The following is a 13,592-nucleotide window of genomic DNA, read 5'->3' on the forward strand; positions in this document are numbered from 1 at the left end:
AGTGCAAATAGCATCTAAATGGACTTCAAATGGATTATAATTAGATCATAAAATGGCGATATGTTAAATTCTTCTGATGGTTAGCGATTCGAAACGCCAAGGAAAAGTCCAGCCGAGCTTGTCAGATAAGACGCGTGAGCATTTGAAGCTTCTAGTGGAAACTGGGGCGTTTGGAGCGACAGAAGCTGAAGTGGTAAAGACTTTCACTCACGAGGGCATTAGGCGTGCTTTCGTCGAAGGCTTCATACCATCTAAACATGGCGGTGTCTAAAGCACGTAGCGGCTGAGGTCCGTGGATTTGGTCAATTCACCAAGGTTCTTGTCAACGAAGTCTTCGTTCACCTCTATCGCCTCTCCCGCGCGGTCCGGTGCGGTAAAGGACAACTCCTCAAACACCCGTTCCATCACGGTATAAAGCCTGCGCGCGCCGATGTTCTCAATCGATTGGTTCACGTCCGCCGCAATCTTGGCCAGCGCGGCGATCCCTTCAGGGGTAAAGCTGACGGTGACGTCTTCGGTGCCCATCAACGCGGTGTATTGCAGGGTCAGCGCATTGTCCGTCTCCGTCAGGATGCGCACGAAATCCTCTTCCGTCAGCGCACGCAGTTCGACGCGGATCGGCAGACGGCCCTGCAATTCCGGCAACAGGTCGGACGGTTTGGCGATGTGAAATGCACCCGACGCGATGAACAACACGTGATCGGTTTTCACCGGCCCGTGCTTGGTGCTGACGGTGGTGCCTTCGATCAGCGGCAGCAGGTCGCGCTGCACACCTTCGCGGCTGACATCGCCGCCGCGCGCATCTGACCGGGCGCAGACTTTGTCGATCTCATCCAGAAACACGATCCCGTTTTGCTCCACCGCCTCAATCGCCGCGCGGGTCACGGTTTCGTCGTCCAGCAGTTTGTCAGCTTCCTCCCCGATCAGCACTTCATAGCTTTCCGCGACAGACAGCCTTTTCTTGGTGGTGCGCCCGCCCATCGCTTTGCCGAACAGGTCACCAAGGTTCATCATCCCTGCCCCGGCGCCGGGTTGGCCGGGGATATCCATCATCTGAAACGGGTTGGAGGTATCGGCGACTTCCAGATCGATCATGGTGTCGTCCAGCTCGCCAGATTTCAGCTTCTTGCGAAACATGTCCCGCGTGCCTTCACGTGCGTCCGGTCCCGCAATCGCGTCAATCACGCGTTCCTCGGCCGCAGTGTGTGCGCCCGCCTTCACGTCTTCGCGCATGTGCTCGCGGGTCATCGCGATTGACGAGTCGACCAGATCGCGAATGATTTGCTCCACGTCCCGACCGACATAACCGACTTCGGTAAACTTCGTTGCTTCGACCTTCAGGAACGGCGCGCGCGCCAGCTTCGCCAGACGGCGGCTGATCTCGGTCTTGCCGACACCGGTGGGCCCGATCATCAGGATGTTCTTGGGATAGACTTCCTCCCGCAGGTCATCATCCAGTTGCTTGCGCCGCCAACGGTTGCGCAACGCCACGGCAACGGCGCGCTTTGCGTCCTTTTGCCCGATGATGAACCGATCCAGTTCGGAGACGATTTCGCGGGGTGTCAGATCAGTCATTTAGAGATTTTCTCCACGGTCAGATTGCCGTTGGTGTAGACGCAGATGTCCGACGCAATCGCCATCGCGTCGCGTGCCACGGTTTCGGCGTCGCGGTCGCTGTCGATCAGGCCACGTGCGGCAGCCAGTGCAAAATTCCCGCCCGACCCGATGGCCGCGACGTTGTGTTCCGGTTCCAGCACATCGCCCGCGCCCGTGATCACCAGCAAATCGCTGCCATCGGTCACGATCAGCATCGCCTCCAGCTTTTGCAGGTATTTATCTGTCCGCCAGTCCTTAGCCAGTTCGACCGACGCGCGTGCCAGTTGGCCTGGCGTCGCCTCCAGCTTGGCCTCCAGCCGTTCCAGTAGGGTGAAGGCATCCGCGGTCGAGCCCGCAAAACCGGCCACTACTTCGAAACCGCCGGGGCTGAGCCTGCGCACCTTGCGGGCCGTGCCCTTGATCACGGTCTGACCCAGGCTGACCTGGCCGTCGCCGGCAATCACGACCTCGCCGCCTTTCTTGACGCCGATGATCGTGGTCCCGTGCCATCCGGGGAAGGCGTGTTCTGACATAAAATTCTCCGTCTCTCCGCGCTCTATATGACCCTCCGGCGCGGGGCACACAAGGGTTGCCGGCCTTGTGGGTCCCGTCCCGCGCAGATAGCGTTCGGGGCATGTCAGACCACCTTCCCATGCGGTTTTATCTTGAGCCTTCGTTGCGCGAACGCGCAGAATCCGGCGCGCATCCCTTCGTCAAACTGATGCAGGAAACTGTCGAAAAGTTCCTGTTTAGGGTCGAATTTCATGATCTACCGCCCTCCATTCTGCTGCCTGATGTGCATGCGTTGTGCCACATGGTCAAACCTGACATCCCGCGCGCGCTGATCTTTCGCAGGGTCTATGAATATCCGTTCTGGCAGATCGAACAAACGTCCGAGCGGTGGAACTGGGATACAGCAAAGGCGACGTTCGATCCCGCCCGCGTCTCCGGCGACGCTGCGCGGTTCTATGGCTTCTGGCAAAGGCGGTTATTTGACGATGCGGTGAAGCAAACCCGGCAACGCGGATACATCTATGTTCCGTTGCAGGGCCGACTATTGCAAAAACGGTCGTTTCAGAAGTGCAGCCCGCTGGACATGATCGGTCATTGTCTGATCCACGCCCCTGACCGTCAGATCATCGCCACCTTGCACCCCAAGGAGGCGTATGGTGCCGCGGAGCTTGCCGCGTTGGAAACCCTTGCCCGCCAGAACCCGCGCCTTGAGATCGCAAAAGGGGACATGGTGCGTTATCTGCAGGACTGTGATTTCGTGGTCAGCCAGAATTCCGGCGCGGCGTTCAGCGGGCTTTTCTTCGGAAAGCCCGCCCTTCTGTTTGCCGGGATCGATTTCCACCATATCGCCATCAAGGCAAACATGGATGACCTGCAAAAAAGCTTCGATCAGGTTGCCATCCATCAACCCGATTACGCGGCCTACATCTGGTGGTTCTGGCAGTCGCAAAGCATCAACGCCGGTAAGGATGATGCGCGCGACAGGATTGCCGCACGTCTACGGCGTTTTGGATGGCCCATGGATTAAGGGCGCCCCATCAGGACGCCCTTGAACCTACGAGGTCGTGCTGACGATCAGAGCGATTCTTCGATCCAGCTTTGCAGCGCCGCCTTTGGCTTGGCGCCGGCCATGTTGGCGACAACCTGACCGTCCTTGAACAGGAACAGCGCCGGGATGCCCCGCACACCCATCTGGGCGGGCGAATTCGGATTCTCGTCCACGTTCACTTTGACGATCTTAACCTTGCCGTCCATCTCGCTGGAAAGCTCTTCCAGGGAGGGGCCGATCTGTTTGCAAGGGCCACACCATTCGGCCCAGAAATCCACCACTACGGGGATATCGGAATGCTTCACTTCTGCGTCGAATGTGTCGTCGGTGACTGCGACAGTGGCCATGGTGCTCTCTCCTGACAGCGAAAATGTTAGAAGGGATACCTAGGAATGGGAGAGCGGCGCGTCAAGGTAGGGAGAGCGAGACAGCGCTGTTAAAACCAGATCTTCAGGCAGGACCATCAATTCGCGGGTCTGGGTCCACAACACCGCCGCTTCGATTTGCTTGCCGGGATAGATCTGGCGCAGCATCAGCGTATAGGCCCCCATCTGGCGCAGGATACCCTCGGGACAGTCGGTGGCGGAGGCCGGCACAACCCGGTTCGACTTGAAATCCACGGCCCTGATACGGGGACCATCAATCATCAGCCGGTCAATCACGCCATGCAGTTTCCGCCCGACTATTTCCGCGCTGGCGGGAACCTCCGCAAGGGTTTCGGGCGAAAAGAGCGGCGCGAGAGTTTCATCCTGCAGCACCTGGAGCGCTTGCGCGACGGCGCGGTCTGCTTCGGCTGGCAGGGCTGAATGCGCGATGCGCTGGGCGGCAATCTGGCGTTGTTCTTCAGGCAGGGTCGGCAATACCTCAAGCAGATGATGCACCAATGTGCCAAACGCCATTGCCGCTTCCTGATCCCCTTCTCCGTCGCTGCCCAGCGTTTTTGCACCGCCAAGGTCGGACGGTGACAGGGTCGGCATCTCAAGCGCGTAGATCGGTAGGGATTGTTCAAAAACAGGCTCTAACATTGGGGTATTTTGCGCGGGGGAAGGTATGTCCGTTACAGGCAACCCGTCCCAATCCCCTTCTTCGAAACGCAGGACGTCGCTTTGTCCGGTCTTGACCGCGTTCATGTGGCCAAGCGTGTCGCGCAGTATTCTGTACCAGCCATTGTCGTTGTCGGACAGCTTGCCTGCTGCGGCGACGATCAGCCATTTTTCGGCGCGCGTCATCGCCACGTACAACAACCGCAACCGTTCCTCCGCCTGTGCCTCCTGCATTTCGTCCGTGCGGGCGCGGATGATGTCAGGGCTTTCGGCCTTGATCGGTTTCCAGACCGGCATGTCATCCAGCATCACGATCTGATCATTGATCCTGACGGGTCGCGCCGTGGTATCCGGCAGGATCACGATGGGCGCCTCAAGTCCCTTGGCGCCGTGCACGGTCATCACCCTGATCTGATCCGACGCGCTGTCGATCTTGCGCTTGATCTCCAGATCATCGGTGCGCAGCCATTCGATGAACCCGGTCAGGCTGGGCACTTCAGTCCGTTCATAGGACAACGCCTGCGCAAGCATCGCATCTATCCCATCCTCCGCCTCTGGCCCAAGCCGCGCCAGCAGCTGCGCCCGCCCGCGATGGCGCGTGAGGATACGTTCGATCAGGTCATAGGGCCGCAGGAAATCCACCTGCCCCCGAAGATCGTTAAGAACGGCAAGGGTTTCTGGATGCGTGTCTTCCATGACGCGCAACCGTTGCCAAAGTACCTGCCCTTTCGGCCTGCCCTGCGCAAGATTGAAAAGCGCCTGTTCGTTCCACGCGAACAAGGGAGATTTCAAAGCAGTGGCAAGGGACAGGTCATCATCGGGTGACGTCAGGAACGATAGCAATGCCGCCAGGTCCCGCACGGCCAGTTCTGCGCCGACTTTCAAGCGGTCAGCACCGGCTATCGGCAGATTGCGCGCCTTGCACGCGCGAATGATCTCGGCAAACAGTTGCTTGCGTTGCTGTACGAGGATCAGGAAATCGCCCGGCCGGATGCGCCGTTTGATCAGACCATCCGAACCTTTGGTGTCATCAGGGATATAATGCTCCCCCCGCGTCAGCTCATCAATTCTGTCCGCAACCTGTTCCGCGAGCACGACATGGTGATGGCGTGCACTCAACCGATCGACCGGGTCGGTCCAGTGTGTGTCATCCTCCCCATCCTTTGATTCTTCGACAAGGGGCCAAAGATCCACGCGGCCCGGCAGCTGGTCCTTGAACGGTTTATGCAGGGAATCGCGATTGAACCGAACCTGCCGCTGTGGATCAAAAGCAGTGTCTACACTGCGCAATATCGCACTGGAGGAGCGAAACGAATACTCAAGGCTGCGGCGCTGGAAAACTTTCGCGGCACCTGTGAATTTCTCTTCGAAATAATCCGCCTTATGATCGAATTCACGCGGATCGGCACCCTGGAAGGAATAGATCGATTGTTTCTTGTCCCCCACTACGAATAACGTCCGATCCGCATCGGCGTTGACCCCGTCGCCACTGTGGAATTCTGCCGTAAGCGCCTTGATGACGTCCCATTGCCGGGGGGAAGTATCCTGTGCTTCGTCGACCAGGACATGACTGATCCCGCCATCAATCCGGTACAGCACCCAGGCAGCCGTCGCGCTGTCCGTCAGCAAAGCGCGGGCCTTGAGGATCAGATCGTCGAAATCAAGCCATCCGCGCCGCTGCTTGGCATCGGCATAGTGGGCCAGAAACGCGCGCGCAAAACGGTGCAAGGCAAAGGTCTTTTCTGCCGCCAACAGCGCAAGTCTGGCCTCCTGTGCGGCTTCGATGCGGTGCATGAAATCGTGCAGTGCGGGCAAATCGTCAGCGATCACCGCCTGCGTCGGTTTGGTTGGAAAGGTGCCTACCTTGGCAGTAAAGGGCGTCTTGCTGTCCGCCTTTGTCACGAACGCTTCTTCAAATGCGGGAAGCGCCGAATAATCGTATCCAACGATCCGTCCAAGAATACTGGCAACCTTCCCGTCATTGCCCCCCTTGGCCGTCAGATGTGGCAGAATCCGCTGGATTAGAGCCTCTTCACCGCCGACAAATGCCATCTTCTCCACGCCCGCCTCGGTCAAATCCGGTCTCTGGCCCAGACCGGTCAGGATCTCTGCGAGGGTCACATCACGGGCGAAGGCATCGCGCTTTCCGGCAATGGCCTGCGTCAGCTTGCTGAAATCCTCCCCACTGTTGATCCCGGCCATATCGCGGACCAGCATTGCTTCGGGCCCCTCGGCCATCTGGTCGACAATCTCCGCGCGCAACAGTTCCCCGGCGCGTTCCTCGATCTCTGTGAACTGAGGCGAAACGCCTGCTTCCAACGGAAATCGCCGCAACAGGGCCGCACAGAAGGAGTGGATGGTCTGTATCTTCAGGCCGCCGGGCGCTTCGATGGCCAGCGCAAACAGGGTCCGGGCCTGCCGCAGGTCTGGCGGGGAAAGCGCGGCTTCGATCCCCAGGTCAGCCAGGGCGCTGCGCAGTGCCGCATCGTCCAGCATCGCCCATTCGCCGAGCCGTTTGAACAAACGGTTCTGCATCTCCGACGCAGCAGCGGTCGTGTAAGTCAAGCATAGGATATGCTGCGGAGAGACACCTTGAAGCAAAAGCCGCGCAACCCGGTCGGTCAGAACACGTGTCTTGCCGGACCCTGCATTCGCCGCCAGCCAGGTCGAGGCATCGGGCCGCGCGGCGTCGATCTGGGCGCGCGTGGCATCATTGAACATCACGTCAGATCCTCTGGTATCGGTTTGTCCGTGCCGTCCCATTCGCCAAAGCGCGCAAGCTGATCAAATTCCCCGCGAAAGGCGTCCTTCTGAACGATGCGTCGGGAAAGGAACCCCTGTTCGGGTCGCAGATACGCCGACAGCAGATCGTGCAAGCCGCGCAATACCTCGCGAGGCGTTTCATTCTCCAGCGGGGCAGAAACATGATCCGGATCCGACCCTAAACCGATGAAAATTGCCGCGGCAACAGGCGTAGGCGGCAGGCCTTCAAAACTGCCCGCCTCGACCATCGCCGCCTCGATCAGCAGCTGTTTGTCGAAGTAGGTTTGTTCCTTGGTGCTGGGCGGCTTGCCGGTCTTGTAATCATAGATCAGCGCATCCCCGGTATCGGCCCTGTCAATCCTGTCGGCATAGCCTGTGACCTCGACCGCGATGTCGGCAAAGACGTGACTGGCCTTTGCCCCCTTTTCGAAGGCGACGGGCGTGGCATATCGCTGACGCTCCGCCTCATGCGTGATGAACCAATCGGCAATCCGTTCAATCCGTGCCAGCCAAAGCATGCGGGTCGCGGGCCAGGGCACTTCGTCGGCCAGCACGGTTTCGGCAACCTGCATCAGATGGGTGGTGGTCAGGGTGGTGGGATCAGCGGCGACGGATTTGATGAAATCCTCCATGATCCTGTGAACGATGATGCCACGCATCGGCGCATCCGGTTCTGGCACCAATGGATCAAGCGCGCGCAGACCAAGAACGTGCCGGGCATAGATGGCATAGGGATCGCGGATCAGCTTCTTGATCTCCGTCACGGACAGCCTGCGCGGACGCGCTGCAACCGGTGGGCGCGGGGCAGGGCGCGGGGCAGGTGCCGTCGGCGCGATACGCTCAAGCGCCGCTGTTTGCTCCAGCCAGGTTTTCCCCCGTTCGCGCATCCCATCCCACGCTGCGGCACCACCCTGTTTTGGCAGGCCCTTGAGCAGGTTTTCCAGACGGTTGAGCCAGCGCGACGGTACGGTTTCGGCTTCATCTGATCTGATGGCGCGGGTCAGCCAAACTTCGGGCGCCGCGACCGCCTGCTGATAATCATGGGCGGACAACCCGATGCGCCGCTCCGGCAGCAAAAGCCCCGCCTGCTGTCGCATCTTGCGGTTGAGCCATGGATCGGGCGGTGGCGCTTCGGGCCAGGTGCCATCATTCAGGCCACCAAGGATGACCAGATCAGCGCCTTGAACCCGCGCTTCCAACGTACCCCAGATCATGATGCGCGGATGCGGGGCGTCGCGATCACGTACCTCCGCATTGGACAGAAGCGCACCGACCAGATCGGTATAATCCGCCGATGACATCGCACCACCGTGGACGGCTTGCGCGGCCAGATCATCCATGACCTCGCGCGCCTTCCGCCCTGCCTGAAGGTGCCAAAGAGGGGCAAATTCGCCGTGATTAGAGCCTGAAACGATCATTTCCGCCACATCCACATGCCGGGTGACCCAATCGCTCAACTCTTGCTGTCCCATTCCGTCATGGCGGCAAAAGGCCCGCGCGACCCATGCAGCCCAATTCAAGAACCCTTCGGCATCTTCAAGCTTGCCTGCTGCCTTCTCCGCGATCCTGTGCAGGCCGTCCGGGTCGGGATAGGGCAGGCCGTGCCGCCTGATCTCCGCCTCCAGGCGCTGGGTGTGCAACTGGTGCAAATTCCGACCCGCGCCGGCATGGGTCAACGGGTGTTTGAGCAGCGTCAACAAGGCTTCTGCGTCCAGCCGCCCGCGGAAAAGCCCCGCCACGTGGCGCAGGAAACGCCCCGGAGGAGACAGGTGAAGCGGCGTGCCCGCGCTGTCATCCGGAAGGATGTTCCACCGGTCGAGCGCGGCAGTCACCTGCCGGGTCAGCATGCGGTCGGGCGTGATCAACGCCGCTGTCTGCCCGTCCTCGGCGGCCTTGCGTAAGCGCAGCGCGATCGTCAGTGCCTCGGTGCGCGGGTTTGCCGCTTCGACCAGCGTCATTTCTGCCGTCGCGTCTTCCAATTCCTTCAGCTCCGGTCCCTCGCTCAGCCAGGCGTGGGTCACAGGCGCAGGACGCAGGGAGAGGGAGACGACCTTGTTGCGCATCGGGGCAGGGGCGGCGGCATCGTGCCAGGTCGTGATGGCGTTTCTTGGCAGACCCAGTGCCGTCATCAACTGGCGAAAGCGGTACTGCGGATGGTCTTCGGACAAAAGCGCATCGTCCAGTTCGGCCCAGATGGCGGTCGGCATGTCGAAATCAAAACCGGGCAGTACCACCGCACCTTGCGGCAGTGCCGCGACGGCCTGCATCAACATCGCGGTTGTTCCCCGTGACCCGGTTGAACCGGCAAGGATCACCGGGTGCGCCGGGGGTGCGGCCGTCCAGTTTGCTATGATTGCCTGTGTGACCTTGCGCTGCCGGGTCTCCGCGTCCGGGGCGCTGTCGGTCTGGCTCAGATAGCGGTGCGCAATCTCGAAAAATTTTCTAGCGCGTTCCCAGTGGCCGGATTGGTCCGTCACATCCAATGCCGCGATGTCATCCACACTCACCCCTTCGCCCTGCATTTCGTCAATCAGCTTGGCCAGGCTGTCGGACAGATCATAAAGCGATGCGCGTGGGGCAAGACGCCCGTCACTGTCCAGCAGGGTCGACACCAGTTGGATCAAGTCAAGGCGACGGCGCAGCGGGGGTGTCGCGGCGGGGATATCCGCAAAAGGGGCAAGCGCATCAAGGTCCGTCAGCAGGTGGATGCGCGGCAGCAAGCCCGGGGGTCCGGCATCAAAGATGTCGCGCAGGCGGCGGGCCATGCGGCGGGTGTTCACGATCAGGTCGATCCGCGCCATCTGTGCAGGGTCCTTGCCCGCCAGCCGTGTCCGCAGGCCAGCGACCAGCATCGCCGGAAAATCGACCCCCGGCGCAAGGCCAAAGACACGTGGATGCGCGGCCGGTTCAAACATCTTCACCCTCCAGCAGCCGCTCTGCCATGCCGATGCCGTCAGGATGGCCGACATCGCACCAGCGTCCGGGGTATTCCAAGCCATGCAGGCGGCTGGCTGCAAGCATCCGATCCCACAGCAGGTTCAGCGAAAAGGCGCGCGCATCGATCTGTGCCAGAAGATCCGTTTTGATGATCTGGACGCCGCCATAGATCAGGCCCGGTCCCCGGCGCAGCAGCCCGTCTGCGTCACGGGTGAAATCGCCGTCACCCTGATGGCCGACTGCGTTTGCGGGGCTGATACCCATCAACAGCGCATCCATTTCATCAGGTCTCCACGCCGCTTGCAAAAGCGTCAGCGGATTGGGTCCGGCCCAGATTGCATCGGTGTTCATGGTCATGACCGGCCCCGCGCCAAGGGTCGGCAGGGCATTGCGCAGCCCGCCGCCTGTTTCAAGGATATCGGGCGTTTCGATCACACAGACAACGCCGCGCGGTTCCAGATGGCGGCGCAGATCGTCGGGTCTGTAGTGCAGATTTGCGACCAGTCGGGTTGCACCGGCCTGTTCGGCAAGGCCAAGGGCATGGTCGATCATCGGGCGGCCCGCAACCTCGATCATTGGTTTGGGTTTGTCTTGCGTCAACGCCTTCATCCGCGTGCCGAAGCCGGCGGCGAACAGCATCACGGGGAAGGGATTATCGGCCATCGGACTTCAGCTTGCTCAGGAAAGAGGGTGTGGGTTCGGTCAGGTGGGGCCGCAGGACGTCAGCCACCGGGGCAAGGGCCGGGTGCGCCAAACCGCGCGTGACGTACCCCCAGACCCGTGGGATTAGGCGCACGTATCCCGGTTTGCCGTCACGTTGGCACAGCCGCACGAAAAGGCCCAGAATACGCAGGTTTCGCTGCACACCCAGAATGGCGTAGGCCCGGTCAAACGCCCCTGCAGAATAGCCGGAATCGACACGGAATCGAGACTTCACCAGATTTTCCACCTCAGGGCTTACGTCCCGCCGTGCGTCTTGAAGAATGGATACCAGATCGTAGGCGGGATGGCCCAGCCGCGCATCCTGAAAATCCAGCAACCCCACGCGGGCAACACCATGAAGCCGGGGCAGCCAGATCAGGTTTTCCGCATGATAATCGCGCAGGATCACGACCGGATCGGCGGCAGCGACCTCTCTGACGAGGGGGGCGAAGGCGTGCAGGAAGGTGTCTAGTTGCGCCTTGTTCATTCCGGTCGGGTACCATTCGAGGAAAGGCGCCAAAGCCCCGGTCAACCACGCTTCATCGCACAGGGGGAGGTCGGGAAGGGGTGCGCGATGCAGGGCAATCAGAACGTCAGCCGCGGCGTGATACAGCGGCAGTATGCGCGCCGGGTCATCTGCCATGGCTTCCGCGAACCGGTCGGTTCCCAGATCTTCCAACAGCAAGAAACCCTGCGTGAGATCCTGCGCGTAGATCTGCGGCGCGGACAGGCCGTTGGACCGCAGGTATGCCGCCATCTCCGCGAAGGGCCGCACGTCTTCGCCCCGCTCCGGAGGGGCGTCCATCAGGATCGCCGTTTCCCCGTTTTCGCGCGAAAGCCTGTCATATCTGCGGTTTGACGCATCGCCTGTTACAGGGCTTTGGCGGGCGTCGGCCCAATCGACCCTTTCGATGAATGCATCGCGCAGGGCCGCTCTTGTGGTCAGCTGAGCCACGCGCATACCCTTTCATCCCATTTTGATGCACGCCATCTGCATGTCAGGGTTCTTGCATCTGGCTGTTCGATCTGTGCGAACGTCAGATCAAGCGCGTCTTCAGGCACAAGATCGCCCAACCGGTCCGGCCATTCCACAAGGCAGATTGCCGTTTCAAACGCTTCGGTCAGGCCCAGTTCCTCAACCTCTGTTGTGCTGCCAAGCCGGTATAGGTCCGCGTGCCAGATTTCACCCATCGGTGCTTGATAGGTCTGGACAAGCGTGAATGTGGGGGAAGGGACGTCTTCGGGGGTCACCAGCGCGGATTGGATCAGCGCCCGGGCAAAATGGGTTTTCCCGGCGCCGACCTCCCCGCTGAGCAGGACCACATCGCCGGGTTGCAGCAATGCCCCAAGACGCGCTGCGCATTGGGCGGCCTGATCGGCGGAAGACAGGGTTGTTATGATGGGATCGGCGGCCATGACATCCATCGTGGCCGGGGCTGTCGGGGGCCGCAAGGGCAAACCGCCGTTACCGCAGGTTTGCCGTCGCGGGAACTGGTTGCGCCACGTGCCTTTGGCTGACCGGGTCGAAACGGATCAGCCGTGCGCCCGTGGCAATCGCTCTCATCCGGCAGTGCAACTGGGTGCCATCGATCAGTGGCAGCATGACGTCGCGCTGTTGTTGATGTGTGGCGCCGCTGACGAAATCAGCAATCTCGGGCCAGGGTGCGCCGGGGGATGATTTGTCCTGCCACAGGCTGATTGCGTCGGCGATGGTCATGTCGGCAAAGGCAACATCAGGGTTCTGCCCCCACATCTGGCGGTAAGCGTCATTGCTGAACGTCAGCACGCCGGCAGGGGAAAACACGACAAGCGCTTGGTCAAAACTATCGAAAAGGGCTTGACCCAGTTCAAGCTCCGCCCGGAAATTGCGGGTCAGCATTACCTCTGCGCTGATGTCTTCGATCAGAAAGGCCGTCGCCCCATCGGGGTGCGGGCGGCCCTGAACGTTGAAGGTCTGGCCGCCTTCAAGGCTCCATGTTTCCTGATAGCGTCCGTCCGTCGCGGCGCTGATCATCTCGGCGATTTCTTCGCGCCATGTGGCATAGTTCTTCGGCTCGGGCATCCGGCGATGTTCCCGCAGTTGATCGAAGAATGAAATCATGGTCGGCTGACCGGACAGGAAAGCACCCGAAAGTCCCGTCAGGTCTACAAGTGCGGGATTGAAAAGCGCCAACTGCCCATTCTTGTCGAAGATCGCCAGGCCGATCGGCAGATGTGCAAATGTCTTGCTGAGCGTCTGGACAAAGTTCCGTTTCGCCACCTCGGCGTGATGCTGCGCGGTGACGCATTTGCCATGGAAATACGTGACCCCTGCGATTGTCTTGCCCGTCACTTCGAACCAGTCAGTGACTCCTTCCGTCGACGTCTCCACCGCGATCCACTCAGCGGCGTCACCGGCCTGAACCGAGCCGAGCGGGTGCTCCTTCGCCGTGGTGCAGGTTGGGTCGTTCGACCCGGAGAGCGCCTGATAGGCGGGATTTGACCAGATGACGGCCTGTTCCTGATCCACCGCCCAGACAGGATGAGGAGAGAAAGCGTGAGCCCGTTGCAGATGGGCAATGGAATCGGGGTGGCCCCCCGTGCGATCAGCCAGGGTCTGGGGCAGCGATATCCAGCACCGATCCCCCCGCCAACGCATCTGCACATGTGCAGGACTATGCCCGTCAACCGCATCAAAGGTCTGATTTCCCCTTGATCCGCTTGGCACAATACGCGGGAAGTCGGGAAAACGGTCTGCGATGGCATCGCACAGGTCATGCCAATCGTCCGTCCCCGGCCGCAATTGCAGCAACCTGGCAGCCTGATCCGTGGCGTGTTCCAGAATACCGTTTTCAAACAAGAGTGCCGCAGGTTCCGGCGGGTCTGTCGGGGTATCCGGTGGCGAGGCATGCGCGGACAAAGCGCCGGTCACCCAAAGGCCCAGCGCCGCGGTCACCATCGCGATGGCACCGACAAGAAAAACATCTGCGAGAATCTGCACCAAAAAACCT

At 60.6% G+C, this 13,592-nt stretch carries 10 protein-coding genes; 1 reads left to right on the forward strand and 9 read right to left on the reverse strand.

Annotated features, from left to right (window positions below):
* Positions 1-267: 267 nt before the first annotated feature.
* Both hslU and hslV read right to left on the reverse strand, forming a co-directional pair.
* Positions 268-1,575, reverse strand: a complete 1,308-nt coding sequence (gene hslU / locus AB4X18_RS08390) for an ATP-dependent protease ATPase subunit HslU (protein WP_370399650.1) — start codon at positions 1,573-1,575, stop codon at positions 268-270.
* Positions 1,572-2,129: an ATP-dependent protease subunit HslV gene (gene hslV / locus AB4X18_RS08395; protein ID WP_432817287.1), complete on the reverse strand. Its 558-nt coding sequence runs from the start codon at positions 2,127-2,129 to the stop codon at positions 1,572-1,574. The genes hslU and hslV overlap by 4 nt, the downstream gene beginning before the upstream one ends.
* Before the next feature lie 101 nt (positions 2,130-2,230).
* On the opposite strand from hslV, the gene AB4X18_RS08400 reads away from it, so the two are divergent.
* Complete coding sequence (locus AB4X18_RS08400) at positions 2,231-3,136, forward strand: hypothetical protein (RefSeq protein ID WP_370399652.1); 906 nt, start codon at positions 2,231-2,233, stop codon at positions 3,134-3,136.
* Positions 3,137-3,183: 47 nt separating this feature from the next.
* Here the strand turns inward: AB4X18_RS08400 and trxA are convergent, their stop codons facing one another.
* From trxA to AB4X18_RS08435, 7 genes are read right to left on the reverse strand one after another with little or no spacing between them, the layout of a single operon-like run.
* Positions 3,184-3,504: a thioredoxin gene (gene trxA, locus AB4X18_RS08405; protein ID WP_370399653.1), complete on the reverse strand. Its 321-nt coding sequence runs from the start codon at positions 3,502-3,504 to the stop codon at positions 3,184-3,186.
* Between the two features lie 39 nt (positions 3,505-3,543).
* Positions 3,544-6,921 carry a double-strand break repair helicase AddA gene (gene addA / locus AB4X18_RS08410; protein WP_370399654.1) on the reverse strand — a complete coding sequence of 1,126 codons (3,378 nt, stop codon included), beginning with the start codon at positions 6,919-6,921 and terminating at the stop codon, positions 3,544-3,546.
* On the reverse strand, positions 6,921-9,878 hold the full coding sequence (gene addB, locus AB4X18_RS08415) for a double-strand break repair protein AddB (RefSeq protein WP_432817288.1): 2,958 nt from the start codon (positions 9,876-9,878) through the stop codon (positions 6,921-6,923). Before addB ends, addA begins: the two co-directional genes overlap by 1 nt.
* Positions 9,871-10,563 (reverse strand): nucleotidyltransferase family protein, encoded by a 693-nt coding sequence (locus AB4X18_RS08420; protein WP_370399655.1) that lies wholly within the window; start codon positions 10,561-10,563, stop codon positions 9,871-9,873. The genes addB and AB4X18_RS08420 overlap by 8 nt, the downstream gene beginning before the upstream one ends.
* Positions 10,553-11,557 carry an aminoglycoside phosphotransferase family protein gene (locus AB4X18_RS08425; protein WP_370399656.1) on the reverse strand — a complete coding sequence of 335 codons (1,005 nt, stop codon included), beginning with the start codon at positions 11,555-11,557 and terminating at the stop codon, positions 10,553-10,555. Before AB4X18_RS08425 ends, AB4X18_RS08420 begins: the two co-directional genes overlap by 11 nt.
* Complete coding sequence (gene tsaE / locus AB4X18_RS08430; RefSeq protein ID WP_370399657.1) at positions 11,545-12,018, reverse strand: tRNA (adenosine(37)-N6)-threonylcarbamoyltransferase complex ATPase subunit type 1 TsaE; 474 nt, start codon at positions 12,016-12,018, stop codon at positions 11,545-11,547. Before tsaE ends, AB4X18_RS08425 begins: the two co-directional genes overlap by 13 nt.
* Positions 12,019-12,067: 49 nt before the next feature.
* Positions 12,068-13,582 carry a PAS-domain containing protein gene (locus tag AB4X18_RS08435; protein WP_432817289.1) on the reverse strand — a complete coding sequence of 505 codons (1,515 nt, stop codon included), beginning with the start codon at positions 13,580-13,582 and terminating at the stop codon, positions 12,068-12,070.
* Positions 13,583-13,592: the final 10 nt, after the last annotated feature.

Source organism: Sulfitobacter rhodophyticola, assembly GCF_041281685.2.
GTDB lineage: Bacteria > Pseudomonadota > Alphaproteobacteria > Rhodobacterales > Rhodobacteraceae > Sulfitobacter.